At 55.3% G+C, this 25983-nt stretch carries 26 protein-coding genes and 2 other annotated features; of the genes, 21 read left to right on the forward strand and 5 right to left on the reverse strand.

Going from position 1 to position 25983, the window contains the following annotated elements:
- Window positions 1-110: 110 nt before the first annotated feature.
- Both PBOR_RS05535 and ku read right to left on the reverse strand, forming a co-directional pair.
- Window positions 111-1109, reverse strand: coding sequence for an ATP-dependent DNA ligase (locus tag PBOR_RS05535; RefSeq protein WP_245648050.1), 999 nt, complete (start codon window positions 1107-1109; stop codon window positions 111-113).
- Complete coding sequence (ku, locus tag PBOR_RS05540; protein ID WP_042210832.1) at window positions 1102-2103, reverse strand: non-homologous end joining protein Ku; 1002 nt, start codon at window positions 2101-2103, stop codon at window positions 1102-1104. The genes PBOR_RS05535 and ku overlap by 8 nt, the downstream gene beginning before the upstream one ends.
- Before the next feature lie 205 nt (window positions 2104-2308).
- Here ku and PBOR_RS05545 point away from each other — a divergent pair, with 205 nt between their 5' ends.
- The 21 genes from PBOR_RS05545 (at window position 2309) to ptsP (ending at window position 22522) form a co-directional block, all read left to right on the forward strand.
- On the forward strand, window positions 2309-2488 hold the full coding sequence (locus PBOR_RS05545; protein WP_042210833.1) for a hypothetical protein: 180 nt from the start codon (window positions 2309-2311) through the stop codon (window positions 2486-2488).
- Window positions 2489-2500: 12 nt separating this feature from the next.
- Window positions 2501-2686, forward strand: coding sequence for an H-type small acid-soluble spore protein (locus PBOR_RS05550; RefSeq protein ID WP_042210834.1), 186 nt, complete (start codon window positions 2501-2503; stop codon window positions 2684-2686).
- 534 nt (window positions 2687-3220) lie between these two features.
- On the forward strand, window positions 3221-4189 hold the full coding sequence (locus tag PBOR_RS05555) for a DMT family transporter (protein WP_042210835.1): 969 nt from the start codon (window positions 3221-3223) through the stop codon (window positions 4187-4189).
- A gap of 112 nt (window positions 4190-4301) precedes the next feature.
- Window positions 4302-4793: a tRNA (adenosine(37)-N6)-threonylcarbamoyltransferase complex ATPase subunit type 1 TsaE gene (gene tsaE, locus PBOR_RS05560; RefSeq protein WP_081971913.1), complete on the forward strand. Its 492-nt coding sequence runs from the start codon at window positions 4302-4304 to the stop codon at window positions 4791-4793.
- Window positions 4790-5623 carry a tRNA (adenosine(37)-N6)-threonylcarbamoyltransferase complex dimerization subunit type 1 TsaB gene (tsaB, locus tag PBOR_RS05565; protein ID WP_042210837.1) on the forward strand — a complete coding sequence of 278 codons (834 nt, stop codon included), beginning with the start codon at window positions 4790-4792 and terminating at the stop codon, window positions 5621-5623. Before tsaE ends, tsaB begins: the two co-directional genes overlap by 4 nt.
- On the forward strand, window positions 5620-6144 hold the full coding sequence (gene rimI / locus PBOR_RS05570; RefSeq protein WP_042210838.1) for a ribosomal protein S18-alanine N-acetyltransferase: 525 nt from the start codon (window positions 5620-5622) through the stop codon (window positions 6142-6144). The genes tsaB and rimI overlap by 4 nt, the downstream gene beginning before the upstream one ends.
- A complete protein-coding gene (gene tsaD / locus PBOR_RS05575; protein ID WP_042210839.1) occupies window positions 6141-7190 on the forward strand; it encodes a tRNA (adenosine(37)-N6)-threonylcarbamoyltransferase complex transferase subunit TsaD in 1050 nt (349 codons plus the stop codon). The genes rimI and tsaD overlap by 4 nt, the downstream gene beginning before the upstream one ends.
- A 54-nt stretch (window positions 7191-7244) precedes the next feature.
- Window positions 7245-7539, forward strand: a binding site (T-box leader).
- 46 nt (window positions 7540-7585) lie between these two features.
- Window positions 7586-7887, forward strand: a binding site (T-box leader).
- An 86-nt stretch (window positions 7888-7973) separates the two neighbouring features.
- On the forward strand, window positions 7974-9536 hold the full coding sequence (locus tag PBOR_RS05580; RefSeq protein WP_042210840.1) for a 2-isopropylmalate synthase: 1563 nt from the start codon (window positions 7974-7976) through the stop codon (window positions 9534-9536).
- Between the two features lie 800 nt (window positions 9537-10336).
- A complete protein-coding gene (locus PBOR_RS05585; RefSeq protein ID WP_042210841.1) occupies window positions 10337-12394 on the forward strand; it encodes a BglG family transcription antiterminator in 2058 nt (685 codons plus the stop codon).
- A gap of 16 nt (window positions 12395-12410) precedes the next feature.
- Window positions 12411-12899: a PTS sugar transporter subunit IIA gene (locus tag PBOR_RS05590; protein ID WP_042210842.1), complete on the forward strand. Its 489-nt coding sequence runs from the start codon at window positions 12411-12413 to the stop codon at window positions 12897-12899.
- A complete protein-coding gene (locus PBOR_RS05595) occupies window positions 12896-13180 on the forward strand; it encodes a PTS sugar transporter subunit IIB (protein WP_042210843.1) in 285 nt (94 codons plus the stop codon). Before PBOR_RS05590 ends, PBOR_RS05595 begins: the two co-directional genes overlap by 4 nt.
- A gap of 69 nt (window positions 13181-13249) precedes the next feature.
- On the forward strand, window positions 13250-14512 hold the full coding sequence (locus PBOR_RS05600) for a PTS galactitol transporter subunit IIC (RefSeq protein WP_042210844.1): 1263 nt from the start codon (window positions 13250-13252) through the stop codon (window positions 14510-14512).
- A 257-nt stretch (window positions 14513-14769) separates the two neighbouring features.
- On the forward strand, window positions 14770-15801 hold the full coding sequence (locus tag PBOR_RS05605; RefSeq protein WP_042210845.1) for a zinc-binding dehydrogenase: 1032 nt from the start codon (window positions 14770-14772) through the stop codon (window positions 15799-15801).
- A gap of 24 nt (window positions 15802-15825) precedes the next feature.
- Window positions 15826-16017, forward strand: a complete 192-nt coding sequence (locus PBOR_RS05610) for a hypothetical protein (RefSeq protein ID WP_042210846.1) — start codon at window positions 15826-15828, stop codon at window positions 16015-16017.
- The gene (rpe, locus tag PBOR_RS05615; protein WP_042210847.1) at window positions 16010-16687 is read left to right on the forward strand and encodes a ribulose-phosphate 3-epimerase; all 678 of its coding nucleotides are present in this window, start codon (window positions 16010-16012) and stop codon (window positions 16685-16687) included. Before PBOR_RS05610 ends, rpe begins: the two co-directional genes overlap by 8 nt.
- A gap of 4 nt (window positions 16688-16691) precedes the next feature.
- Window positions 16692-16814 carry a hypothetical protein gene (locus tag PBOR_RS38305; protein WP_281192291.1) on the forward strand — a complete coding sequence of 41 codons (123 nt, stop codon included), beginning with the start codon at window positions 16692-16694 and terminating at the stop codon, window positions 16812-16814.
- Window positions 16780-17883, forward strand: a complete 1104-nt coding sequence (locus PBOR_RS35275; protein WP_052429345.1) for an iron-containing alcohol dehydrogenase — start codon at window positions 16780-16782, stop codon at window positions 17881-17883. Before PBOR_RS38305 ends, PBOR_RS35275 begins: the two co-directional genes overlap by 35 nt.
- 123 nt (window positions 17884-18006) lie before the next feature.
- Complete coding sequence (gene rpiB, locus PBOR_RS05625; protein ID WP_042210848.1) at window positions 18007-18471, forward strand: ribose 5-phosphate isomerase B; 465 nt, start codon at window positions 18007-18009, stop codon at window positions 18469-18471.
- Window positions 18472-18492: 21 nt separating this feature from the next.
- Window positions 18493-20526, forward strand: coding sequence for a transketolase (gene tkt, locus PBOR_RS05630; RefSeq protein WP_042210849.1), 2034 nt, complete (start codon window positions 18493-18495; stop codon window positions 20524-20526).
- 2 nt (window positions 20527-20528) lie between these two features.
- Window positions 20529-20795, forward strand: coding sequence for a phosphocarrier protein HPr (locus tag PBOR_RS05635; RefSeq protein ID WP_042210850.1), 267 nt, complete (start codon window positions 20529-20531; stop codon window positions 20793-20795).
- Complete coding sequence (gene ptsP / locus PBOR_RS05640) at window positions 20795-22522, forward strand: phosphoenolpyruvate--protein phosphotransferase (protein ID WP_042218961.1); 1728 nt, start codon at window positions 20795-20797, stop codon at window positions 22520-22522. Before PBOR_RS05635 ends, ptsP begins: the two co-directional genes overlap by 1 nt.
- A gap of 935 nt (window positions 22523-23457) precedes the next feature.
- On the opposite strand, the gene PBOR_RS05645 is transcribed toward ptsP, so the two are convergent.
- From PBOR_RS05645 to PBOR_RS38435, 3 genes are all read right to left on the reverse strand, one after another.
- On the reverse strand, window positions 23458-24330 hold the full coding sequence (locus PBOR_RS05645) for an IS3 family transposase (protein ID WP_157764190.1): 873 nt from the start codon (window positions 24328-24330) through the stop codon (window positions 23458-23460).
- On the reverse strand, window positions 24327-24623 hold the full coding sequence (locus PBOR_RS05650) for a transposase (protein WP_042210202.1): 297 nt from the start codon (window positions 24621-24623) through the stop codon (window positions 24327-24329). Before PBOR_RS05650 ends, PBOR_RS05645 begins: the two co-directional genes overlap by 4 nt.
- A gap of 948 nt (window positions 24624-25571) precedes the next feature.
- Entirely contained in the window at window positions 25572-25799 is a 228-nt protein-coding gene (locus tag PBOR_RS38435) for a malate:quinone oxidoreductase (protein WP_167549506.1), read from the reverse strand.
- Between the last annotated feature and the right edge of the window lie 184 nt (window positions 25800-25983).

Below are 25983 nucleotides of genomic sequence, written 5' to 3' on the forward strand. Positions count from 1 at the left end.
CGGCATCCTCCTTTGTAGAAATATTGGCGTTGGAGATAAGGTGATTCCCGGGCCTGGTGAACACAGGTCAGGGCAGACTCAGGCCAGACGCATTCCAGATGATTTCGTAACTACGTCTGTGTCCTCTGGTCCATGCGGCAGGACAGCGGAGGGAGCTCTACCTGTGACTGTATAACCGGCTGGCGGAAGGTTCCGGAAGTATTCCATTCCAGATAGTGCAGCTTGAACACCAGCTCAGGCTTAATCCAGACCGAGCCTTTACTGCGCTGCGGCAGCTCGGCAAAAGGCATCTGCTCTGTAATCATGCCGCTGATCTGCGCAGTCAAATTCCGCCAGTCCTGGACGGTCATTTTGCCTGCTCCGGCATGTCCGATATAGTGCAGCTTGCCCGCGTCATCATACAGTCCGAAGAGCAGGGCATTGACCAGTCCGTCACGGAAGGTGACCCCGCCGGCTACAGCAGTGACATCGGAGATGATTTTGCATTTCTGCCAGCGCTTGTCCTTGCCGCCCGGGGCATAGGTACTGGAGAGCTCCTTGCATACTATTCCCTCCAAACCGCCCTTCTGAGCGGCGGCGTACAGCTGTGCGGGCTCATGGTAGCTCGGCACATTCTGTACATGGGGATGGGGCAGCAGCATTTCACTTAAAGTCTGCTGCCGCCGGGACAACGGCTGATCCAGCAGCCAAATGCCATTGCAGTACAAGATATCGAAGACCATGTAGAGCACCGGAACCTGCGGGCTTACCGCCCGGATCGCAGCCTCGTTCTTCAGGCTGTCCCGCCGCATGACCTCATGGAAGGAGGGCTTGCCGCCGCTGAGTGCGATGATCTCACCGTCAAGAATGACGGAATCCGCCCGGCAATACGCCTCTGGTCTGGCAAGCTCTGGATACTGCAGCGTGCGCCGGTTGCCCCGCCGGTTGATCAGCTCAGCATGGCTTCCATCATAATAGGAGAGCATCCGCACGCCGTCCCATTTGATCTGGGCGATCCACTCATCGCCCTCCGGGAGCCGGGCGGCCAGCACAGGCTCGAATGGAATAACCGGCTGCAGCGTGAGCGGGCCGCCTATAACGGGAGGTGCGGACGGCCTGCTCCTAGGCACCGGTTACCTTGCTCTTCGCCGTGCGGCGTTTCGGCTTCGGAGCGATGACCGGAATCGGCCCTGTGGCTTCGCTGACTACCGGCACTGCCGGTTCAGCGGCAGGGGTCTTCTCTGAGGCTTTGGCCTGTGCCGGTTTTTTCTTGCCGGCCGCAGCCGCCCGCGGTTTCTTGCCTGTGCCAGTGCCGGTACCGGTGCCGGACAGGGAAGGTCCCGGGTCAGACGGAATATGCTGCACAGCTTCGATACTGGCCTGCAGGGCAGCCATCAGATCGATGACATTGTTCTCCTGGCGTGCCGGAGCAATATGGAATTCCTCACCGGCGATCTTGTGCGTGATCAGATCCAGCATCCGCTGGCGGTAATCATCAGTATATTTAGCCGGTTCAAAAGGTGTGGACAGCTGGGAGATCAGCAGCTTGGCCATGTCCAGCTCTTTGTCATTGACCATTCCCGGCTCCGGCAGTCCGGGGACCTGCGATACCGGACGGACCTCGTCCGGGTAATAAATGGTTTCAATCGCCAGGCAGTCGGCGAGGACACGTATAGCAGCCAGACTGCTTTTGGAGCGGATGGAGATTTTGGCGATCCCGATTTTACCGGTCTGGCGCATCGCCTCCATGAGCAGACGGTAGGCGTTGGCGCCGGCCTGATCGGGGGACAGGTAGTATGTTTTCTGGAAATAAATCGGGTCAATCTCCGTCAAATCCACGAAATCGAGAATCGTGATGCTCTTGCTGCTCTCCTCGGTTAACTGATCCAGCTCTTCCTTGTCGAACAGGACAAACTTGCCCTTCTCGTATTCGTAACCCTTGCCGATCTCTTCCCAGGCCACCTCCTTCTCGCACACGGGGCATTTACGCACGTAGGATAGCGGACTTCCGCATTCTTTATGGATGTAACGCAGCGAGATGTCCTTATCCTCCGTAGCGGAGAACATTTTGACCGGAACATGCACAAGCCCGAAACTGATGGCTCCTTTCCAAACGGTATGCATGAGAATCGCCTCCTGAGTATTAGTGCTGTTTATAAGTGCTGTATTAAGATGAGTTCACGATCAATATGGCTTAGTATGACGCGAGGGGGCTTTTTCTAGCCGGGATGCATTATTTGCGATTCATGGGAAAAAATAAAGCTGCTCAGCATAGCAGGCACAATGAGTGAAGAAGTCATTGCTGGACAGTCATACAAGGGAGGCCGGTATGGAAAAAGATCGGAACAACTGGAGCGACGCCCTGTCCGAGCAGGATATCCCGGCGGAGGCTGTCGATTGGGAGAGCATTATTGCGGACCCGGAGGAAGAGGAGCTGTACGGTGAGGCCGGACTGCTTGATGCCGATGCAACCATCGGCGAACTTCCTGCGGAAGATGAGGATGAATAGGGAGGCGAGACAATGGATGTGAAACGTGCGGAGGATATTTACGCCTCCAAGGATAGGATTGCTGTCCATCTCGATGGAGAGCCGGTATGGATTGAGCATGTGGATACGGATAACGGCATGGCCACTGTACAAGTAGGCTCCCGGCCGGATAATACACGGACAGTTGGCGTAGACCGGCTGGAGGAGCAGGGAAGCTAGACAGGTTGATGTATACCTGGGCAGCGGCCGGATGAGATGAGTAAGTACGGATAGGAACGGATGAGCACGGCTAAGGCAGCTCAGGAAAGAATATATAGAAAACCGGTTGAGGAGGTATCCGATCAGCCGGTTTTTTGTGTAGTTTAGGAAATTATGCGATGTATTGGTGAGTCCCCCGAAGGGAGTTAGGTGTAAAAACAAGTGTGACCGGCGAAGGGGAAACGAGCCAAATGTATATGAAAAACCGAATACAATGTGTTGCTGTGAGGGTATACGAGCCAAATGTATGCGAAAAACCGAATACAATGTGTGACTGCGAGGGTATACGGGCCAAATGTATGTGAAAAACCGAATACAATGTGCTGGAAGGGGGCTGGGTGGTCAACATGAGGAGTTAGATCTCTTAGAAATATGCCAGAAGTTGAGTAGCCTCGTCCGGAAAAAAGATCATATTAGAGCTGACACAAAGGTTGACGGAATGCGCCGGAACCCCCTATATTTGGGGGGAGAATTTTGACGAAAAGAGATGGTAGCGTGCGTCCCATTTTGCTTGGCGTCTGTTCGGCGCTGTTTTTTGCGGTAACGTTTGTGCTTAACCGGAGGATGGAGCTTGCAGGAGGAAGCTGGGCCTGGAGCGCGTCGCTGCGGTATTTCTTTACCCTGCCGTTTCTGCTGGTTATTGTGGCTGGAAGAGGTCGGCTGAGGCCGCTGCTGGCTGCGATGAGAGAACGTCCGGGGGCCTGGCTGTTATGGGGGACGGTTGGCTTCGGCCTGTTCTATGCGCCTATTTGCTTCGCGGCTGCGTATGCACCGGGCTGGCTGACGGCAGGGACCTGGCAGATCACGATTATATCAGGTTCGCTGCTTGCCCCCTTCTTCGGACAATGGATCAGCGGCCCCTCCGGTTCTGTATACATAAGAGGTAAAATCCCGCTCCGCGGGCTGCTCCTGTCCCTGATCATTCTGGCCGGAGTAGCGCTGCTGCAGGCTGAGCATGCGCGTGAGCTGGCTCCATCCCAGGTACTCCTGGGCATCCTTCCGGTACTGCTCGCCTCCTTCGCTTATCCGCTCGGCAACCGCAAGACGATGGAACTGTGCGGCGACCGGCTGGATGTATTCCAGCGGGTTCTGGGCATGACGCTGGCCAGCCTGCCTTTCTGGCTGCTGGTAAGCCTGTATGGCCTGACAGATGCAGGTCTGCCGTCTTCCTCACAAGTCGGGCAGTCGGTAATCGTTGCATTATCTTCCGGCATAATCGCTACCGTACTCTTTTTCCAGGCTACAGATATGGTCCGTAACAGTATGAGCGGTCTGGCAGGCGTTGAAGCAACCCAGTCGCTGGAGGTATTATTTGCCTTGCTCGGTGAAATGCTGATCCTTGCTTCGCCGCTGCCCTCACTTCTGTCATGGGTCGGGATTGCAGTCATTATTGCCGGAATGGCGCTGCACAGCCTGTTCTCCAGGCATCCGGGAGACGCTGCTCCGGAAGCGGTGAAGCAGTAAGCGTGATCTGCCCAGAGTTGACCGCGGCCTGTTGCGGTGCAAGTATCATACCGATATAATTAAAAGTATTGTTAACCGTTAAGGTATATTCTAAAAGGTGGTAGTTGCAGTTTTGGACAATTATATTGAGACGGTGTTTACTTACCGTTCCTCCAGCCTTCAGGACACTGAGGCGCTTGCATCCGCCATCGCAGCCGTGTCAGAGCCGGGTATGGTGATCGGCCTCGACGGTGATCTGGGTGCAGGCAAAACAGCGTTCTCCCAGTGCTACGCCCGCCACTTAGGAGTGGAGGGAATTGTGAACAGTCCTACTTTTACAATTATCAAAGAGTATGAGGGACGTCTGCCGCTGTATCATATGGATGTATACCGGATTTCACTCCAGGAAGCGGATGAGCTGGGGCTGGAAGAGTATTTCTACGGCCAGGGAGTAAGCCTGGTGGAATGGAGCAGTATCATTACGGACCTGATGCCCCCGCGGCATCTGCATATAGAGCTGAAGACAGCCGGCCCGGACGAACGTGATATTACGGTGACCGGAATCGGGGAGCCTTACGGCGAAGTCTGCCGGGCGCTGATCCAGAAGTGGGGTAAAGAAACATGACGAATCTGAATAATGAGCCGCGCAAGCGGTTTTTGGCGCTGGATACATCAACGGCAGTACTGGGGGTGGCGGTTACCTGGAACGGGGAGCTGCTGCATGAGATCAATGCTTCCGGCGAACGGAATCATTCGGTACATCTGCTGCCGATCATTGAGCAGGCGCTGCAGGCCTCGGCTACTGCCGCAGACATGATCGGCGGGATTGCAGTGGGTGTCGGTCCCGGATCGTACACCGGGACACGGATTGCCGTAACCGCGGCCAAAACACTGGCCTGGGCCTGGAACGTACCGGTCACCGGCGTGTCCAGCCTGCATGCGCTGGCGTGGGGCGGATATCATGCCGCGACTGTTCAGCAGGAGGCCGGACAGGCTGATGTGCCGACCTCGGACGGGGCTGCAGGCCCGGACTGGATCATCCCGCTGATTGACGCGCGCCGCGGACAAGCTTATACTGCGCTATTCGCTGCGGACGGGGACAACCCTCCACAGCGGCTTGCGCCTGATGCCATCCGCCTGATGGCAGACTGGGTGCAGGAGCTCGGAGAGCGGCTGAAGGCCGCTGCAGCCGAAGGTATGATACCGGGTAAGCTATGGTTCACCGGAGACACGGCACTGCACGGAAGTGCAGCATCGCTGGCTCCGCTTGCCGGAGCGGGCAGTGTTCAGGCGCTGCCTTACGAACTCGAAGGCCGCTGGACCGGATTCTTGGCCGAAGCGGGCATCTATGAGCAAAGCGCAGATGTTCACGTATTGATTCCCAATTATACGCAGCTTACCGAAGCGGAGGCTAATCTTCGCCGGAGCAGTGAAGGGAGCCTGAATAAAGGATGACGGTATCGGAACCAGGAAGAGATCAGGGGACTGAGCTTGTTTTTCGCCTGATGCGGCTTGAGGATATCCCGGAGATTCTTGTGATTGAACGTGAAGCCTTCACCATGCCCTGGACGGAGGAAGCCTTCCGCAACGAGCTGGGCCATAATCATTTTGCTAAATATATGGTAATGGAGTTGGAGGGTCATATTATCGGCTATGCCGGGATGTGGGCGATAGTGGATGAGGCGCATGTGACGAATATCGCGCTGCTGGAGGCCTACCGGGGACGCAAATGGGGGGACCGGCTGCTGGACGAGCTGATGAAGACGGCGGCTTACCTCGGCATGAAATCCATAACACTTGAAGTGCGGGTCTCGAATGAGGTGGCCCAGAATTTATACCGCAAAAAAGGCTTCCGTCCTGCCGGCACCCGCAAGGGCTACTATTCAGACAACCGTGAGGATGCGCTCATCATGTGGGCGGATCTGCCGGAGTACGGGGAGCAAGGATTGACGGAAGGAAGCGTGGACTTGAAATGAAGACAGAAACGGGCGCGCTTAAGCCTGTATATATACTTGCCATTGAAACGAGCTGTGACGAAACTTCAGTAGCTGTAGTCAAAGACGGCTGTGAAGTGTTATCCAATATTATCTCCAGCCAGATTGAGACCCACCGGGCATTCGGCGGCGTGGTGCCAGAAGTGGCCTCCCGCAAGCATGTAGAGGTGATTACGCTGGTCATTGAGGAAGCTTTGAGCGTGGCGGCAATCTCGCCGCAGGACCTGACGGCAGTCGCGGTCACCCAGGGGCCGGGGCTTGTCGGGGCGCTGCTGGTCGGTGTCGTGGCGGCCAAAAGCCTGGCGCTGGCCTGGGGCAAGCCGCTCATCGGCACCCATCATATTGCCGGTCATATCTATGCCAACCGGCTGGTCAAGGAACTGCAGTATCCCAATATGACGCTGGTGGTATCCGGCGGTCATACAGAGCTGGTTCTGATGGAGCGGGAAGGTGAATTCCAGATCATCGGCCGTACCCGGGACGATGCTGTAGGGGAAGCCTATGACAAAGTGGCACGGGCGCTGGGCTTTCCTTATCCCGGCGGTCCCCATGTAGACCGGCTGGCGCGTGAAGCGGAGGAAGCCTTTCCCCTGCCGCGTGTGTGGCTGGAGCCGGGCTCGTATGATTTCAGCCTCAGCGGCCTGAAGTCCGCTGTACTCAATGCGGTTAACCAGAGCAAGATGAAGGGGCTGGAGCCGGATGTGGCCGGAATCGCCCGCGGCTTCCAGGAATCCGTCGTTGAGGTGCTGGTTGAGAAGGCTGTGCGTGCCGTCCGTGAGTTCAGCGCGGGGCAGCTTTTGCTCTGCGGAGGAGTGGCTGCGAACAAGGGCCTCCGTGAAGCTTTGACCTTGAGATGCGCCGCAGAAGGGATCGAGCTAATCATCCCGCCGCCGGTCTATTGCACCGATAACGCAGCGATGATCGGGGCCGCTGCTTATGTCAAATGGAAGCATGAAGGTGGGATTCCGCTGGATATGGTCGCCGATCCCGGCTTCTCGCTGGAGAAATGGTCTGTATCTGCCTATTGACTTCTTTTGGAGAAGCCGGGTATAATCATTTCAATTCATAAATCTTATATTTGAACAAACGCGATGATTGGAAGCAGTAAGGTGACTCCGGGATAAGAGAGCTGCGGGTGGGTGCGACGCAGTCGAAGGAGACCTGAACTCGTCCGGGAGCGGAGCGGTGGAAGCAGGGTACTCCTGGAACAGGGAGTGCTGGCCGGTGCAGAACTTAGACCGGACCCTTTCGTACACCGTTACGGCTGACCTCCGTAAGAAGGTTGTTGAGTGGATACCGCAGGCGCAGCAGCACAACCGCTGATCCGGGTATCAACAAGAGTGGTACCGCGAGGGTGAACAACCTGTCGTCTCTTGAATGAGATGGCAGGTTTTTTTGTGCGCTTGTATAGGCACCCATAGAATTACACGCAATGAACGGGAGCAGTAGACGGCCAAGGTGAACAGAGAGCTGCGGGTGGTGCGACGCAGTCACCGGAGGCCGGCGAATCTCGCCCGTGAGCGGAGCGGCGGAAGGAGCTTCAGGTACGCCGTTACGGATGTCCCCGTTACCGGACTGTTTGTATCCCCCGGGCTTACCCTTAAGGTAGCAGGGAGATATGAAGCGGAGCTGGACGCAGCTTGGGCTTACCTGGATTGGATTAGGATCAGGAGCCTATGCGTCAAAAAGAGTGGTACCGCGGAGGGGTGACCCGCCGTCTCTTTAATTAGAGACGGCGGTTTTTTGTGTTATTTGGAGTTGATCTGGAAGACAATGCAGGCTGAATGAAACCAATTTGAGGAGGATGAACAATGATTATTCCGGTAAAGAAACGAATTCAGATTTTTGACACGACGCTGCGTGACGGAGAGCAGGCCCCCGGGGCGAGCCTTACCCCGGAACAGAAAATCATTCTGGCCGGCAAGCTGGCGGAGCTGGGCGTGGATGTCATGGAGCCGGGCTTCCCCGTATCCAGTCCGGGTGACTTTGCAGCGGTGGAGACCATTTCCCGCAAGATTCAGGGCGTGGAGATCTGCGGCTTCGCCCGCGCAGTCAAAGGGGATATCGATGCTGCTGTACGGGCGACCCGGGATGCGGAGCGGCGGCGGATTCATCTGTTCATCTCCTCCTCGGACATTCACCTGCGCCATCAGCTGCGCAAGAGCCGGCCTGAGGTGGTTGCGGCCGCACGCGAAATGACGGCGTATGCCCGCCAGTTCAGCGATGTGGTGGAATTCACCGCGATGGATGCTGCGCGGACGGGAATCGACGATCTGATCGAGATGGTTGAGGCGGTGATTGAAGAAGGCGCAACAATTATCAACCTGCCCGATACGGTAGGGTATGCGCTGCCGCAGGAATACGGGGAGATGTTCCGGCGTGTGCGGCTCGGTGCGCGGGGCGGCGACAAGGTCATCTACAGTGCCCACTGTCATAACGACCTGGGGCTGGCTGTAGCGAACAGCCTGGCGGCGATTGCCGGCGGCGCCACTCAAATCGAGGTCACCGTCAATGGTGTTGGCGAGCGTACCGGCAATTGTGCGCTGGAGGAGCTGGTTATGGCGCTGGAAACACGGGGGGATTCTATCGGTGCAGAGACAGGCATCCGGCTTGAGAAGCTGTACGATACCTCGCGTATGATCAGCGGGGCGATGCATTTCCCGATCGCCTTCAACAAGCCGGTCGTCGGCCGGAACGCCTTCCAGCATGAATCCGGCATCCATCAGGACGGCTTGCTCAAGGACCGCAGCACGTACGAGATTATGGACCCGGAGCGGCTGGGCATCCCGCGCAGCATGATTATCCTCGGCAAGCATTCCGGCAGGCATGCGCTGAAGGACCGCGCGGCGAAGTATGGCATTGCCCTGGATCCGGCGGAGCTGGACGCGCTCTACGAATCCTTCAAGGAAACCGCTGACCGCCAGAAGGCTGTCAGCGATGATGAGCTGCTGCGGATGGTCAGCAGCACCACCGGGCAGCAGGCGCAGGTCTATGCGCTCGGCGAGGTGCAGGTCCTGGCAGGCAGCGCTCCGCGCCGCGTAGCCGCCGTAACGGTGCGCCATCTGCAGAGCGGCGCAGAAACCACGCACACCAGCACCGGAGACGGGCCGCTGGAAGCGATCATTGCCGCGATCGGGCAAGGGATTGCTGAGGATATTCGCTTTGACGGGCTGGAGCTGCACTCTCTCGGCAGCGGCGGAGATGCCCAGGCTGAAGCTGCCGTCATGGTGGAATGGAAGGACGCCAAATTCCGCGGCACGGCCATCCATCACGATATCGTGATGGCAGCGGGAATCGCTTATATAGCCGCCTGTAATGCAGCGCTGCTGTCGGAATCGGCTGCGGATTCTCCGGACACAGCGGTGAACGGCTAAGGCTTACCCAGCATGCAGCATTAGACACTTCACGGACGCGTCTTGCCGATGTCACTCAGACACGGCGGGGCGCGTTTTTTAGCGATAACTCCGAAGAAGCCGCACGGGGGTGGCTGGTGCCGGCGGCCGGAAACAGGTGGATTTTCTCCACTTGCTCATGAGCGGAGGAACCCTTTCCAGGAAACAGTTGGATAATCAGCACTTAATAGGGTGCAAATGTCCAGGCTAGAGGAAATTCATGAATTTAAATGACATTTATCCACTTAATGATCTCAAACGCTCCAAAACAGCCCAATTAAGCTACGTTTATCCAACTAAATTATTATGCAGAGTGGAGGCGAGTGGAGGCCTATCGACGCCATTTCATCTACCTGCTTACTTACACTGTGGAATTATGCCGGGAACGGCGATTATGGTCTAATCCAACCTTAGTGAGGTGCTGATTCACCCTCTGGTAATTGTTATATCCACCGGCTAAGAGGCTAACAGTATCCCGCAGTGTGACAGCCGGAATTCGGCTGCGGTGGCAGCCTTCAGCAGAAGCATCACAATGCTGTACAATTTTACAGCTAGAAATTGGGATGAAAACGTGTACATTATTTCAGGTTACGATGATAAGATATTTTTGGGAGAACAACCAGGCACTGAACCCGCAGCCGCGTTCCCGTGAACGGGTTCTATCATTCTGGCGGACTTCCACTACCTCCGTTGCCGGAACATGGCCAGCTGTGCAGCGGATTTGTAAGCGTACTCATTATATCGTGCGAACTTTAGCCTAGCCTTTGAAGGAAGGGGAAGACATGGAACTTGATGCTAGAAGCAGCTCGCTGCTGCAGGAACTGCTCACCAATTCCGGAATCAGGAACAAAGACCTGGAGCTTAAGTACGGATTAAGCCGCAGACAGATTGAATATAGCTTCGGCAAGATTAACGATTGGCTGGAAGCCCGCTACCTGCCGCAGATTAAGCGGACCAAAACCGGTCACTTCCTGATTCATAAGGCGCTTCTGACCGCTTTGTCCAGTGAGCAGAACCAGCAGGCGGGCAGTACCTATGTACTCTCCGAGGAAGAGCGGACGAATCTGATTATCCTGATGCTGCTGAGCAAGAATAGTGATCTGTCTCTACTGCATTTCACCGATGCGCTCGGGGTCAGCAAGAACACGATACTCAGCGATTTGAAGAACGCCCAAGCGATTGCCGGTGCGTTTGAGCTTGCAGTTACTTATTCGAGAGTGCTGGGATATTCGCTGGAAGGGAAGGAATTCAACAAACGCCAGGCGCTGATCAATATTGTGTACAGAACGATAGATATGTACGGCGGCGAGACTTGGATTAAAGAGCTTTCGGGGGCAGACAGCAGTGAGATCGCAGCGCTAAGCCGCAAGATGGAAGCGGTCGAAGCCAAGCTGAACCTTAAATTCACCGATGAAAAGATGGAATCCATGCCCTACATTCTGCTGTTATCCTTGCGCCGCATCCGGCAGGGACAGATTGTAGAAGGATTTCATATCCACTGTGATGAGCTTTCGGATACGAAGGAATACCAGGCCGTAGAGGAGATTCTGCATGACCTGCAAGGCATCCCGACGGAAGAAAGATTGTTCTTCACCCTGCATCTGCTGACAACGAACGTCTCCTCGATGGCCTATCTGTCGGAGGATACGCTGCCGGAGCTGACCCGGGCGCTGGATGAGATGCTCTCCTTATTCGAACGCAGCGCATGTGTGACGCTTCAGGACCGTGGACAGCTGCTGGACAAAATTCTGCTGCATCTGAAGCCTGCCTATTACCGCATCAAATACCAGCTGACGATCGCCAATCCCCTGCAGGAAACGATCGGCAAGGAATTCAAGGAGCTGCATCATCTGGTCAAACAGTCAAGTGTGCCCCTGCGCAGATTGATCGGCGTAGACATCCCGGAGAGCGAAACGACGTATCTGACGATGCTCATCGGCGGCTGGTTATCCCGGCAGGGAGACAGTCTGCAGCAGAAGATCAAGGCACTTGTGGTCTGCCCTAAGGGAGTATGTGTATCCAGGCTGCTGCAGAGCACGCTGCGCGAGCTGTTCCGGGAATTTATCTTCTTCGATTCCCTCTCGGTACGGGAGTTCCACAGCTATGCGCTGGAATATGACGTAGTGTTCTCCACGGTATATCTGCCGACAGACAAGAAGCTGTTTGTCATTAAATCTTATTTGGATAAAGAAGATAAATACCGGCTGCGCCAGCAGGTGATGCAGGAGATGAGCGGCTACAGCCCTTCTGAATTCAATATGGAGCTGATTATGGAGATTGTCGGCAAACATGCGGTGATCGGGAACAGCCACAGCCTGCGCGTGGAGCTTGAGGAGCATTTCCGGCCGGGAGAGCGGGCGTCCGGCAAGCGGGACTATGATACCCGCATGCCTGATCTAAACGGGCTGCTGACTCCGGATATGATCCGGCTGGAGCGGCGCGCGGACTCCTGGCAGGAGGCGGTCCGTCTCGGAGCGGAGCCGCTGCTCCGGCGCGGGGCTATCACGCCGGGCTACGTGGAAGCGATGATTGATTCCTATGACCGGGAGGATCCTTATATCGTGATCGGCCCGGGTCTGGCCATTCCGCATGCCGACCCGGCCAGCGGTGTCAATGAGGTCTCGATGAGTCTCCTGCGCCTGGAGGAGCCCGTAAGTTATTCGGAGGCCTATCCGGTACAGGTGATCGTCATTATTGCCGCCAAGGATAAACATCAGCATCTGCGTTCTCTGATGCAGCTGATGCAGCTTGCCGGCAGCCAGGAGGCGGTGAGGGCGGTAATTGAAGCCGGTTCCGCGCTGGAGATTCATAAGGTAGCCGTTAAATTTTCCAAAGATTAAGAGAGAAGGTACAACAATGACCATGGATATGATGGATGAAGCTTTCATTCTGATTGGTGTGGAAGGTGAATCCAAGGAGGATATTCTCGCCCGGATGGCTGAAAATCTGGTCAAGCTGGGCGTGGTGAAGGAGAGCTATATTGCTGCTGTGATCGAACGTGAGCAAGCCTATCCGACAGGTCTGCCGACAGGGGGCTGCTCCGTGGCCATTCCCCATACGGATATTGAGCATGTGAACCGCAAAGCGATCAGTATCGGTGTACTGAAGCAGCCGGTCCGCTTCGGCATCATGGGTGAGGAGGAGGAGACTACTCCTGTGGAGCTGGTGTTCATGCTGGCTATGGACCAGAAGCATTCCCAGCTGAAGCTGCTGACCCGGCTGATGCAGGTCATTCAGGATCAGAGCATGCTGATAGCCCTCAGCCATGAAACCAGTCCCGCGAGTATCAAGGAATTAATGAACGCCGTACTTCAATTCGAAACCCAGGGAGGCCCATTAGCATGACCAAAAAAACAATTCTCGTAGCCTGCGGAGCAGGAATCGCCACCTCAACCGTTGTGAATGAAGCACTGAAGAATCTGTGCAAGGAACATAAAATTGACGTCAATCTCATCCAGTGCAAAATTACCGAGGTCTCTTCACTCGCCGACGGAGCTGATCTGCTGGTCAGCACCACCATTGCCAATAAGGAATATCCTTTTCCGGTCATCAATGCCAGAGCGTTCCTGACAGGGATCGGGATAGAGGAAGTGAAACAGAGAATCCTGGCTGAACTGGTCAAATAACAGTCTTCAGGGAGTGTTTGTTTCTTAGCAGCTGGTATCATAATTGTCTAATTCATAGGGGGAATTTCAATGCAAGGTATGGTTGACGCATTACGTTCATTTCTGGATCTCGGTCCAACGGTTATTCTTCCGGTCGCGATCTTCATTCTCGGCCTGGTCTTCGGGCAGAAGCCGGGCAAGGCCTTCCGTTCCGGTCTTACCATCGGCGTGGGCTTCATCGGGATCTCGCTGGTGGTTGATCTGCTGGTCAACAACCTCGGGCCTGCCGCGAACGGCATGGTGGAGCGCTTCGGTGTCCAGCTTAACGTCATCGACGTAGGCTGGCCGGGTTCGGCTTCGATCTCCTGGGCCTCGCCCATTGCGGCCTTCATTATCCCGCTGGGCCTTCTGGTCAACGTAATCATGCTGGTGACCAAAACCACCAAGACAATGAACGTAGACATCTGGAACTTCTGGCATTTTACCTTTACCGGAGCTTGTGTTTACGCGCTGACCCAGAGCATCGTGCTTGGCCTGATTGCTGCCGTGATCTTCCAGATTGTTGTCCTTAAGATTGCCGACTGGACGGCTCCTATGCTGGAGGATTACTTCGATCTCCCCGGGATTTCCGTCCCTACAGGTAGCACCGTGTCCTATGCCATTCTGGGGATTCCGCTGGTGAAGCTGGTGCAGAAGATTCCGGGAATTAACAGGCTGCACGCCGACCCGGACAGTATTCAGAAACGTTTCGGGGTCTTCGGTGAGCCGATTTTTATGGGACTTGTTCTGGGGATCGGGCTGGGGGCGCTCGCCGGTTACAATGTTGGTGAGGTCATCAAAGTCGGGATGTCGATGGGTGGGGTCATGTTCCTGATGCCGCGTATGGTCAAAATCCTGATGGAAGGCCTGATGCCGGTATCTGAATCGGCCAGAGAATTCCTGAGACGCAAGTTCGGCGCTGAGAATGTCTACATCGGTCTGGATGCTGCGGTAGCGATCGGCCATCCGTCTGTTATTGCCACAGCGCTGATTCTCGTTCCGATTACCGTCGCACTTGCCGTATTCCTGCCGGGCAACAAAGTCCTGCCGTTCGTCGATCTGGCGACCATTCCGTTCATTGTGGCGTTTATCGTCGGTGCGGCAAAAGGAAACATCATTCATTCGGTTATCGTCGGAACCATCGTCATCGGCCTGTCCCTGTATATGGCGACTGACCTTGCACCGCTGCACACACAGATGGCTGTGGATGCCCACTTCAATATGCCGGAAGGAACCGCGCAGATCTCCAGTATCGACCAGGGCGGGAACCTGATCAACTATGTGATCTATAAAGCCTTTGCCTTATTCAATTAACGGATTATATTCTGCCTTCCGGGGCAGAGGGACAATGCCGGATGATCTTCCGGCAGCAGCGCTACTTCAGCAATTCTAGACAAGAAACAGAACAAATAAGCCTATCTTTATAGCATTTAAAATAGGCCGTTCGCGCAGATATGCTTTTTAAAAATTCACATAACAACCTGTTAAAGACGGTCTATTGTATTTGTTATACCTGATTTATGCGGTGCGGCACCAGTCTAACCAATAGATAAAATGGAGGGGAAGCTGTAATGAAAGCCTTAGTGAAGAAAGAAGCCGGATATGGACACCTGGAGGTTATGGATGTCGAGGAACCGCATATGGGGCCCGACCAGGTGAAAATTGAAGTTAAATATGCCGGAGTGTGCGGGACGGACCTGCATACTTTTGAGGGCAGATACAAGGTGAAGGCGCCTGTCACACTGGGCCACGAATTCTCTGGCGAAGTGGTGGCTGTAGGTGACAATGTAACTCATATACAGGTCGGGGACCGGGTAACGTCGGAGACGACTTTTTATATCTGCGGCACCTGCGAGTACTGCAAATCCGGACACTACAACTTATGCGGTTCACGCAAAGGACTGGGTACCCAGCAGAATGGCGGATTCGCCAAATATGTCATTGCCCGCAAGGAAAGTGTGCATCAGCTGCCGCCCAATGTGGATTACCTGTCTGCCGCATTGACGGAGCCGCTGGCCTGTGCGCATCATGCTGTATCCAAGGCGGCAGTTAAAAGGGGGGAAGTGGTGGTTGTGCTCGGTCCGGGTCCAATCGGTCTGCTGACGGCCCAGATTGCCAAGAGCTGCGGGGCGACAGTAATCATCACAGGACTGGATAAGGATAGCATCCGGCTGGATAAAGCACTGGAGCTGGGGATCGATCATGTGGTTAATATTCAGACGGAGAATGTGAAGGAACTGGTGAACAGCCTTACCGAGGGCTATGGGGCAGACGTGGTACTGGAATGTACAGGTGCAGTTCCGGCGGTGGCGATGGGGCTGGATTTATTGACTAAGAAGGGCCGCTATGTTCAGGTCGGCATCTTCGGTACACCGGAAATCCCTGTGGATTTCGAGAAGATTATTCAAAAAGAAATTAAGGTGATCGGCTGCCGCAGCCAGAATCCGTTCGACTGGGGGCCTTCCCTGCAGCTGATGAATGATCACCGGGTGAATACCGAGGCGCTGGTTACCCACCAGCTCGATCTCTCCGAGTGGGAGCAGGCCTTCAAGCTGATGAAGAACGGGGAAGCGATCAAGGTCGTACTGACTCCGCTGCAATAATCATACGCCTGGGGATTTACACTTTTGCAGAAATTAGGTGAGGTTATGGTTGAGAGCTTCCTGGATTATTCGCTGGGACCTTATGGGAGAGCACTTAGTGCGCTGTTATTTAAATACCAGTTTCCCGTGAATTGCGCCATTTTTGCCTTTGTTGTCTTCAGTATTATCCGCAAGCTGTATATCCGTAAGAAAGAGCAGGTGAACAAGCATGATTAAGCTGGCTCCCTCCATTCTGGCCGCTGATTTCTCCGCGCTTGGAAGTGAGATTCAGGCGATTGACAGCTCCGGCGCGGATCTGGTTCATATTGATGTCATGGATGGGCAATTTGTACCGAATCTAACATTGGGTCCCGATATTATCAGGGCGATCCGCCCCTATACCAGACTGTGTTTCGATGTACATCTGATGATTGCCGAGCCGCAGCGCTATATCAGTAACTTCGCTGCGGCTGGCGCGGATATTCTCACAGTGCAGGCAGAAGCCTGTACCCATCTGCACCGCACCGTGCAGGAGATTAAGGCGGCAGGCCTGAAGGCCGGAGTGGCGCTTAATCCGGCGACGCCGCTAAGTGTGCTTGACCATATTCTGGAGGATATCGACCTGGTGCTGCTGATGAGCGTTAATCCCGGTTTCGGCGGACAGAGCTTCATTCCTTCAGTGATGGGCAAAATCAAAGCTCTGCGCCGGACACTGGATACCCTTGACCGCCGGATTGATCTTGAGGTGGACGGCGGCATCAAACTGTCCAATGCCAGGGAGGTTGTTGAAGCCGGTGCCGATGTAATCGTGGCCGGTTCCGCACTGTTTAAGACCGGCGGGCTGCGGGATAACGTGGAACGCTTCCGCAGCGAGACGGGGAGCTATGCTGCCCCTGTCCAGGAGTAAGCGGATGAAGGAGCTATCCCGGTTAATTGATAAGCCGCTGAGCTGCACCTGCGGGCGGGTCCATGAAGTGCCGATCCGCAGCCTGTCGCTGCATGCGGATATGGAGGCTGTGGCAGAGGCATGCTGACGTACATTCAAGGCAGGAATCTGCTGGTCGTCCAGACCTGATCACCTATGAACTGCAAGCCCGTGAGCTAATCGGACTGCTGGAGAAGAAAGGCTGCAAGGCCGGCAGCTGCCTATACACTGAAGCCAAAGTACTGCCGGATGAACGCTCACTTGGCCGGCTGCTGATGTCTTCTGCCGGGAAACCGGATGGGATGCTTGCCGTCGGTTCAGGCACCCTTACCGATCTGACACGGATGGCGGCTGCGCGGCAGGGTATTCCGTTCCTGTCCGTTCCTACAGCCCCGTCGATGGACGGTTATGCCTCAGGAGTCTCCTCCTTACTGGCAGGCGGCAGGAAGACTACTTATCCCGGTGTTACCGCTACAGCCATCCTTGGGAGCCTTGAGCTTATTGCAGCTGCCCCGCTGAAGATGCTGCAGGCCGGCTTCGGCGATATCATCGGCAAGAAAATCTCCGTCTGTGACTGGCTGCTCGGGCATACGCTGAACGGCGAATACCTCTGCCCGTATACCCTCGGTCTAGTGGAGCAGGCGGCGGATAGTGTAATTGTCCAAGCTGAAGGCATCCGCCGCCGGGAGCCTGAGGCCGTGCAGGAACTGATGGAAGCCTTGCTGCTGTCGGGCATGGCGATTGCCATGGCCGGCGATTCGCGGCCTGCATCCGGGTCCGAGCATCTGCTGGCGCATTATCTGGAGGGCGCATTCCTCCGTGAAGGCCGGGAGCCGCTCTCCCATGGTCTTGCGGTTGCTGCCGGCACCTTATGCGCGGGAATGTTCTATAACACTGTGCTGAACAGCGCAGAGTGGGTGGATAAGGAGCAGATTGCAGCTGTCCGTGAGGCGCTGGGGGCCAGGCAGCCTGTGCCTTGGCTGATCCGCAGCTGGCTGGAGGATATCGGGCTGTCTGCTTCCCCGGCTGATTACGGCATCAGCCGTGAGCTGCTGCGTGAGGCTCTGCTGCTATCCCATTTGACCAGACCCCGCTATACAATCTTCTCCTTCGCGGCCAAGCTAGGTATCCTGGAGCAGGCTGCGGAGAGGGTGCTTGATAAGCTGTATCCCTTGTGAGAATAGGGCCTGTGCATCACAATGATGCACATTTCAATGGTAATAAATTGGGATGAAAACGTGTACATTTATGAATATCAAAATGATACTATGAAAATGAAAAGAGAGGAGGAAGGCAGGCAAATGAAGATCGTAATCGGCAATGACCACGGCGGAATCTTTTTGAAGGAGGAGCTCTTGCTGGTGCTTGCGGAGCTTGATCAAGAGGTGGAAATTGAGGATATAGGCTGCCACACTTGTGAATCGGTAGATTATCCCGACTATGCAGTTACGGTTGCCCGTAAAGTGGCAGGCGGGGAAGCCGACCGTGGCATTCTGATCTGCGGTACAGGGATCGGCATGTCGATTGCCGCCAACAAGGTACCCGGCATCCGCTGCGCCCTGGTCCACGATGTATTCAGTGCAAAGGCCACACGGGAGCATAATGACAGCAATATTCTCGCTATGGGTGAACGGGTGATCGGCCCGGGGCTGGCCGGAGAGATTGTAAGGGTCTGGCTGGAGACGGAATTCACCGGCGGCCGGCATAAGCAGCGGATTGATAAAATAGCGGAGTTTGAACACTCTGCATCTGCACTACAGGAGTAAAGAAAGAGAGGGAGAAGGCATATGAACACAACTCCGGTTACAAGCAGTGTGACCGAGAAATTGGCTGTAAACACGCTGCGCACCTTATCCATCGACGCCGTGGAGAAGGCAGGCTCGGGGCATCCGGGCATGCCAATGGGGGCAGCTCCGATGGCTTACGCTTTGTGGGCAGGAGATATGAAGCACAATCCGCGCAACCCCGGCTGGTTCAACCGTGACCGCTTCGTCCTGTCTGCGGGGCATGGCTCGTCCCTGCTCTACAGCCTGCTGCACCTGTTCGGCTATGGGCTTACAATAGAGGACCTGCAAAGCTTCCGGCAATGGGGCAGCCGGACTCCCGGACATCCCGAATTCGGGCATACACCCGGTGTGGAGGCCACTACCGGTCCACTGGGTCAGGGGATGGCCATGGCTGTCGGAATGGCAATGGCTGAGCGTCATCTGGCCGCTGTCTACAATAAGGAACAGTTTCCGCTGGTGGATCATTATACGTACTGTATCTGCGGCGATGGCGATCTGATGGAAGGCGTATCGGCGGAGGCGGCTTCACTGGCCGGCCACCTTGGTCTGGGGCGTCTGATTGTCCTGTATGATTCCAACGACATCTCGCTGGATGGAGCGCTTGCGATGTCCTTCTCTGAATCTGTGGAGGAACGCTTCACCGCATATGGATGGCAGGTGCTGCGGGTTACGGACGGCAACAGTGTGGAAGATATTCAGGCGGCTATTGCTGAAGGCCGGGCCGATGAAGAGCGGCCGACGCTGATTGAAGTGAAGACCGTGATCGGCTACGGCTCGCCGAACAAAGGCGGGACCTCAGCCTGTCATGGCGCTCCGCTGGGAGCTGAAGAGGTCCGGGCAGCGAAGGCTGCTTACGAATGGGTGCATGAACCCTTTGGGGTGCCGGCAGCAGTGAAGGCACACTTCGCGGAGCTGGCTATGCATGGGGAACAGGCGGAGATGGAATGGAATGAGCTGCGGCGTGAATACGAGCTGCAATTTCCGCAGCTGGCCGTCCGGTTTAATGCGGCTGTCTCAGGAGAACTGCCCCCGGACTGGCAGGAGGATCTGCCGCAGTTCACCCCGGGTCAGAGTCTGGCAACGCGGGAATCTTCCGGCCGTGTCCTGAATGCGGCTGCACAGGTCATTCCGAAGCTGATTGGCGGATCGGCCGATCTGGCCAGCTCGAACAAGACGCTGCTGAAGGGCAGCGGCAATTACAGCCGCGGGGCTTATGCCGGCCGTAATCTCTGGTTCGGTGTACGTGAATTTGCGATGGGCGCGGCGATGAACGGCATGGCTCTGCATGGCGGGGTCAAGGTGTTCGGTGCTACCTTCTTTGTTTTCTCGGATTATCTGCGTCCGGCAATCCGCCTTGCCGCCCTGATGAAGCTGCCGGTAACCTATGTGTTCACCCACGACAGCGTGGCCGTAGGCGAGGATGGGCCGACCCATGAACCCGTTGAGCAGCTGGCTTCGCTGCGGGCGATGCCCGGATTGTCCGTCATCCGCCCGGCTGATGCCAAGGAGACCGCAGCCGCCTGGCGCCTGGCACTGGAGAGCAAGGACGCGCCGACTGCGCTGATTCTCTCCAGGCAGAATCTGCCCACGCTTGCCATTGAAGATCATGCCGCTTATGAAGGGGTGAAGAGAGGCGCATACATTGTCTCCCCGGCAGCGGAAGATGCTGAGGGCCTCCTCCTGGCAACAGGCTCGGAGGTCAGCCTGGCGATTACTGCGCAGGCGCTGCTTGCTGCAGAAGGTGTGTATGTCTCCGTCGTGAGCATGCCTAGCTGGGACCGCTTCGAACAGCAGACTCCGGAATATAGGGAAAGTGTGCTGCCCGCAGCGCTTAAGGTAAGGCTTGCCGTGGAACTGGGCTCCCCGTTCGGCTGGAGGGAATACACGGGTGATACGGGCCGGACGCTTACGCTCAGCGGCTTCGGGGCATCCGCCCCGGCAGAGGTGCTGTTCAGGGAATACGGCTTCACGCCGGAGAACCTGGCGCTGCAATTCAAGCGGCTGGCTGCGGAGAACGGAAAGGTGGGGGTATAGCGATGGTTATGGAAACATTCGTAGTCACTGAAGAATCAGGCCTGCATGCCCGTCCGGCTTCGGTGCTGGTCCAGACCGCCAGTAAGTTCAAGGCGGAGCTGCGCATTGAATACGACGGCAGAAGCGTCAATCTGAAATCTATAGTCGGTGTGATGTCGCTGGGGGTTCCCCAGGGTCATTCCTTCACAATCTCCAGCTTCGGGGAAGATGAGGAAGAGGCGATTGCCAAACTGAGCAGCATTATCATCGGCCAGGGGCTGGGACAATGATGCTGCAGATGCTGAAGGGAATTGGCGCTTCATCCGGCATCGCGATTGCCAAGGCACACTGCCTGCATACGGCAGCGCCGGTGATTGAGAAGGACAGCAGGCTGGGTACACAGGCAGAGCTGGAACGGTTCGGAGCAGCCGTCAGTCTGGCGGTTACACAAGTCAGAGAGCTTAAGGCGCTTACGGCACAGAAGCTGGGGGAAGCCGAGGCCGGAATTTTTGAAGCGCATCTGCTGGTGCTGGATGACCCGGAGCTGCTTGGGGCAGTCAGGGAGCAGATCATTGCTCAGGAAGCTACAGCGGAATACGCACTGCAAGAGGTTACGAGGCAAATTGTAGTGTCTTTTGAATCACTTAACACAGAGTATCTGCGGGAGCGGGCCGGGGATATCCGCGATGTATCCCGGCGGGTTATGAACGCGCTGTCCGGGAGAGCAACCGGTGTGCAGGACATTAAGCAGCCGGTAATTATCGTTGCCCAAGACCTTACACCTTCGGATACGGTGCAACTGAACCGGGATTATGTGAAAGGTTTCACTACTGTGGCGGGTGGAACGACCTCCCACTCGGCCATTATGGCCCGGGCGATGGAGATTCCGGCCGTTGTCGGTGCAGCGGATGCGCTGCAGGAGATCCGTCAGGACGATTTGCTTATTCTTGACGGGGAGGAAGGCGTGCTGCTGGTGAATCCGCCCTCCGGAGTGATCGCTGAATATGAAGGGAAGCGGCTGGAATTGGAGCGCCGTAAGGAGCAGCAGGCGAAGCTTGCGGCACTGCCTACAGTATCCTCTGACGGGCATCAGGTGGAGCTGGCCGGCAATATCGGCAGTCCGGGAGACGTGGCCGCCGTGCTGCAGCATGGGGGAGAAGGCGTCGGCCTGTTCCGTACCGAGTTTCTGTACATGGGCCGGAAGGAGCTTCCGTCCGAAGAAGAACAGTTTCAGGCCTACCGGAGCGTGCTGGAGCAGATGGGAGGGCGGCCCGTGGTTGTCCGCACGATTGATATCGGCGGCGATAAGGAGCTGCCTTGCCTGAAGCTGCCGAAGGAGGAGAATCCCTTCCTCGGCTTCCGGGCCATCCGGCTCTGTCTGGAGACAGCGGAGCAGGAGCTGTTCCGGACGCAATTGCGCGCGCTGCTGCGTGCAGGGGTCTACGGGAACCTGAAGATCATGTTCCCGATGATCGCCACGCTGGATGAGCTTCGCCAGGCCAAACAGGTGCTGGCGCAGGAGAAGCGCAAGCTGGAGCAGGCAGGCATCCCGGCAGGCGCCGGTATCGCTGTCGGGATGATGGTGGAAATTCCTGCAGCGGCGGTGATGGCCGATCTGTTCGCACCGGAGGTGGACTTCTTCAGCATCGGCACTAATGATCTGATTCAGTATACGATGGCCGCCGACCGCATGAACAGCAGGGTATCCTATCTATACCAGCCTTACAACCCAGCGGTGCTGCGCCTGATTAAGGGCGTCATTGACGCCGCACACAGCCATGGCAAATGGGTGGGGATGTGCGGGGAAATGGCCGGGAACAGGGCAGCCATTCCGCTGCTGCTAGGCCTGGGCTTGGATGAGTTCAGTATGGGCGCCCCGTCCATTCTGGCGGCGAGAGAATGCATTATGCAGCTGTCCCGAGCCGGGATGGAGGAGCTCGCCCGGAAGGCTCTGTCTATGGGCACTGCGGAAGAGGTCATAGCTCTGCTGCGGCAGGAAGCGGACAGGAGGACGTAATTCCGAAGAATGGTAATTCTTCTGCAAGCCCGCAGAGGACGTAAGTCCGCAGAGCGGTAATTCTGCGAGCCCGCAGGAGGACGTAAGTCCGCAGAGCGGTAATTCTGCGAGCCCGCAGGAGGAGGTAAGTCCGCAGACTCGCAATTCTGCAAGGTCGCAGGAGGAGGTAAATCCGAAGACCGGCAATTCTGCAAGCCCGCAGGAGGAGGTAATTCCGTAGACCGGCAATTCTGCAAGCCCGCAGGCTGTGCGGTGTTTATGTGCGGTGTGTAGAGAAGTCATGAGGTTAACCGGCAAGTCTTCAGGTGATTTAGTATTCATAGTTCCGTTAACTCTGCAACCCAGTAATCCCTTTTAGGAGAATCCGCCCTGACCTGCCCTTCCGCCTGCAAGAGTGGAGAGCAGGTCTTTTTTATGCTTTAGGAGATTATGATATTAGTCTGTCTGTTACTGAATCCCCAAGAAGTCGATGGCATGGTCAAATGAAGAGCACTAGTGCCCCTGATTTGATTGGATGCAGGCCAAGGGATGAAATGAAGAGCACTAGTGCCCCTGATTTGACTGGATGCAGGCCAAGGGATGAAATGAAGAGCACTAGTGCCCCTGATTTGACTGGATGCAGGCCAAGGGATGAAATGAAGAGCACTAGTGCCCCTGATTTGACTGGATGTAGGCCAAGGGATGAAATGAAGAGCACTAGTGCCCCTGATTTGACTGGATGTAGGCTAATGGAGGAAATGAGGAGCACTAGTGCCCCTGATTTGACTGGATGTAGGCTAATGGAGGAAATGAGGAGCACTAGTGCCCCTGATTTCACCGGATGTGGGCTAATTGGATGAAATGAAGAGCACTAGTGCCCCTGATTTGACTGGATGTAGGCTAATGGAGGAAATGAGGAGCACTAGTGGACCTCTGTCAAGAAAGTAGACGTGAACCTAAGCGGTTTTCCGCTTAAATGTTGCTGCAAACTGAACCGGAGATACGTAACCCAGTGCCCCATGGATTCGTTTACAGTTGTAGAAAAATTCAATGTATTGGTAGATGGAATCATAGGCCTGCTTCTTTGTTTTAAATCGAGTCCAGTACACAAACTCTTTTTTCAAGAGGCTGTGAAAAGATTCGATACAGGCGTTATCATAACAGTTCCCTTTGCGGCTCATACTTGCAGTCATCTGGTACTTCTCCAGGCGTCCCCGGTAGTCTGCAGAGGCATACTGCGAGCCTCGATCCGAATGGTGAATCAAGCCCTTCCCGGGGCGTTTCGCTTGGTAGGCATCGTCTAGAGCGCCCTGTACGAGGTCTGTGGTCATCCGGTCGCCCAGCCGCCAGCCTACGATCTCCCGGGTGCATAGGTCCAGCACGCTCGCCAAGTACATCCGCCCTTCCCGACAGGGAATGTAAGTAATATCTGCGACCCACGCCTGGTTTGGCTTTTCGGTTTGGAATTGCTGGTTCAGCAAGTTAGGGGCAATGGGCAAAGGATGGTTAGAGTCGGTCGTGTGTACGCGAAACCTCTTCGCGACACAGGAGCGCAGGCCCAGTTCTCTCATGTACTTTCCTACTGTGCGTTCGCTTACCTTGTACCCCTCACGCTTCAAGAGAACCGTAATTTTGGGGCTACCGTAACGACCATGCGAGTCGTGAAAATGATAGGTAATCCGCTTAAGCAGTAACGCTTTGCGGGTGGCTTGGGGGCTGGGCTTCGCTGTTCTCCATTTGTAATAACCGCTCCGTGATACCTGAAAGACGTTGCACATCTTCTCCACTGGGAACTCGGAGCGATGATCTTCTATAAACTGGAATCTCAGTTCTTTGGGTTGCTGAAGATGTGCACTGCTTTTTTTAGGATGGCCATTTCCTCCGTCAGGTCTGCCACCTGTTGGTCGCGTTCCTTCAGTTGACGTTCCAACTCTCTGACTTTGTCTGGGGTGGCTATGGGCTCACTCTGAAACGACCGGTACTTCCCCAGCCATTGGTGCAGGGTTTTGGCGGGGATGTCCAGTTCCAGGGCGAGTTCTGCCACCGTCTTGGTTTGCTCCTGGATATACTTTACGGTCTGTTTTTTATATTCTTCATTGTAGCTTCTCCGTGTTCCACTCATGTGGGCACCTCCTCGTTAATCTCATTATCCCTATTCTCTTAACGGGTGTCCACGATTAATACTAACAGCATAGTGCCCCTGATTTCACCGGATGTGGGCTAATTGGAGGAAATGAAGAGCACTAGTGCCCCTGATTTGATTGGATGTAGGCTAATGGTGGAAATGAAGAGCACTAATGCCCCTGATTTCACGGGATGTGGGGTTTGATTTTGATCAGGAATCCCAAAGAAGTTGACAGGATGGTGATCTGATTCCGCCGAAAGTGGGTGATATGTGAAAACCAAAGGGATAAATCCCTCTGATTCCGCCGAAAGTGGGTGATATGTGAAAATCAAAGGGATAAATCCCTCTGATTCCGCCGAAAGTGGGTGATATGTGAAAACCAAAGGGATAAATCCCTCTGATTCCACCGAAAGTGAGCGGAATGTGAAAATCAAAGGGATAAATCCCTCTAATTCCTAAATACGGCCGGCCAAGGGAGGAAATGAGGAGCATTAGTGCGCTTAATTTCACCAGTGGCTGCCCCGGAAGTATTCTGAATCGGGTAATGTGAGGTGGCCTTAAAATCTGCATAAGCTGCTCAGGCACAGGCCGCACAGGCCGCATAAGCTCAGCTCGATTCAACAGTTAGGGGGGATCTATTTCGTTTGAGATTTGGAGATGCTTTGCCCACTTAAACAGCGGAGTGGATGAAACGATTGTGTACAAGCGGCAGCGGCTGCCTGAAAGCTTTCCGCAGGAAAACTTACCTCGGAAGCATCGTGCCCAGCTAAGTACGCAATCTCTAGCCGGTGAAAGTCCGGCACGCGGGAGGGGCCAAGCCCCCGCGTAGCTAGGATGCCTGCACATGGCGAAATCTGTGTGTAGAGGCGCATCGGCAAAAGTACTGTTGTAAGACCGTGCGAGCAACTGACTAGGCCGAAACATCCAGTGGATTTTGCCGCTTCGTCAAGTGGTTGCGCAAGAGGGCAAAAGGAAGCCGACCCATGCTTTAGGACGAAGGCCAAGGAAGTTGCAGAGAAATTGGAGCAGCGTCCTCACAAAAAGCATTCGTAAATCCCGCACAAAACCAAAAGGCACAGCCCAAACAATCCGCTTAGGCCGTGAACCAAGTGTTGCACTCATGATTCCGGCACCAATTAAAATCACGTCTGTTTTGGTTTGTTGGTTGCTCATTTTCTACCGTCCTTTACCCAGCGATTTGCAGGCCTTGATTTATGTTAACCCATGCAAATGTCCGCTACGTTAACCGGTATCTGTTCCTCGCGTGCTCCGTGCTTCCGCAATCCCTTAACATCAATTTTTTGCCCAATGCGGGTTTTGTCAAGCTGTGGACAACGTTATCCACATATTCCGCACG

Origin of the sequence: Paenibacillus borealis (assembly GCF_000758665.1) — a bacterium.
Lineage (GTDB): Bacteria > Bacillota > Bacilli > Paenibacillales > Paenibacillaceae > Paenibacillus_AQ > Paenibacillus_AQ borealis.

Bases quoted from the DNA above. Each gene is read 5' to 3' on its own strand.
- ku (WP_042210832.1), bottom strand. From the start codon at position 2,103: ATGCATACCGTTTGGAAAGGAGCCATCAGTTTCGGGCTTGTGCATGTT.
- PBOR_RS05545 (WP_042210833.1), top strand. From the start codon at position 2,309: ATGGAAAAAGATCGGAACAACTGGAGCGACGCCCTGTCCGAGCAGGAT.
- PBOR_RS05550 (WP_042210834.1), top strand. From the start codon at position 2,501: ATGGATGTGAAACGTGCGGAGGATATTTACGCCTCCAAGGATAGGATT.
- tsaB (WP_042210837.1), top strand. From the start codon at position 4,790: ATGACGAATCTGAATAATGAGCCGCGCAAGCGGTTTTTGGCGCTGGAT.
- rimI (WP_042210838.1), top strand. From the start codon at position 5,620: ATGACGGTATCGGAACCAGGAAGAGATCAGGGGACTGAGCTTGTTTTT.
- tsaD (WP_042210839.1), top strand. From the start codon at position 6,141: ATGAAGACAGAAACGGGCGCGCTTAAGCCTGTATATATACTTGCCATT.
- PBOR_RS05580 (WP_042210840.1), top strand. From the start codon at position 7,974: ATGATTATTCCGGTAAAGAAACGAATTCAGATTTTTGACACGACGCTG.
- PBOR_RS05585 (WP_042210841.1), top strand. From the start codon at position 10,337: ATGGAACTTGATGCTAGAAGCAGCTCGCTGCTGCAGGAACTGCTCACC.
- PBOR_RS05590 (WP_042210842.1), top strand. From the start codon at position 12,411: ATGACCATGGATATGATGGATGAAGCTTTCATTCTGATTGGTGTGGAA.
- PBOR_RS05595 (WP_042210843.1), top strand. From the start codon at position 12,896: ATGACCAAAAAAACAATTCTCGTAGCCTGCGGAGCAGGAATCGCCACC.
- PBOR_RS05600 (WP_042210844.1), top strand. From the start codon at position 13,250: ATGCAAGGTATGGTTGACGCATTACGTTCATTTCTGGATCTCGGTCCA.
- PBOR_RS05605 (WP_042210845.1), top strand. From the start codon at position 14,770: ATGAAAGCCTTAGTGAAGAAAGAAGCCGGATATGGACACCTGGAGGTT.
- rpe (WP_042210847.1), top strand. From the start codon at position 16,010: ATGATTAAGCTGGCTCCCTCCATTCTGGCCGCTGATTTCTCCGCGCTT.
- PBOR_RS38305 (WP_281192291.1), top strand. From the start codon at position 16,692: ATGAAGGAGCTATCCCGGTTAATTGATAAGCCGCTGAGCTGCACCTGC.
- PBOR_RS35275 (WP_052429345.1), top strand. From the start codon at position 16,780: ATGCGGATATGGAGGCTGTGGCAGAGGCATGCTGACGTACATTCAAGG.
- rpiB (WP_042210848.1), top strand. From the start codon at position 18,007: ATGAAGATCGTAATCGGCAATGACCACGGCGGAATCTTTTTGAAGGAG.
- tkt (WP_042210849.1), top strand. From the start codon at position 18,493: ATGAACACAACTCCGGTTACAAGCAGTGTGACCGAGAAATTGGCTGTA.
- PBOR_RS05635 (WP_042210850.1), top strand. From the start codon at position 20,529: ATGGTTATGGAAACATTCGTAGTCACTGAAGAATCAGGCCTGCATGCC.
- ptsP (WP_042218961.1), top strand. From the start codon at position 20,795: ATGCTGCAGATGCTGAAGGGAATTGGCGCTTCATCCGGCATCGCGATT.
- PBOR_RS05650 (WP_042210202.1), bottom strand. From the start codon at position 24,623: ATGAGTGGAACACGGAGAAGCTACAATGAAGAATATAAAAAACAGACC.
- PBOR_RS38435 (WP_167549506.1), bottom strand. From the start codon at position 25,799: ATGAGCAACCAACAAACCAAAACAGACGTGATTTTAATTGGTGCCGGA.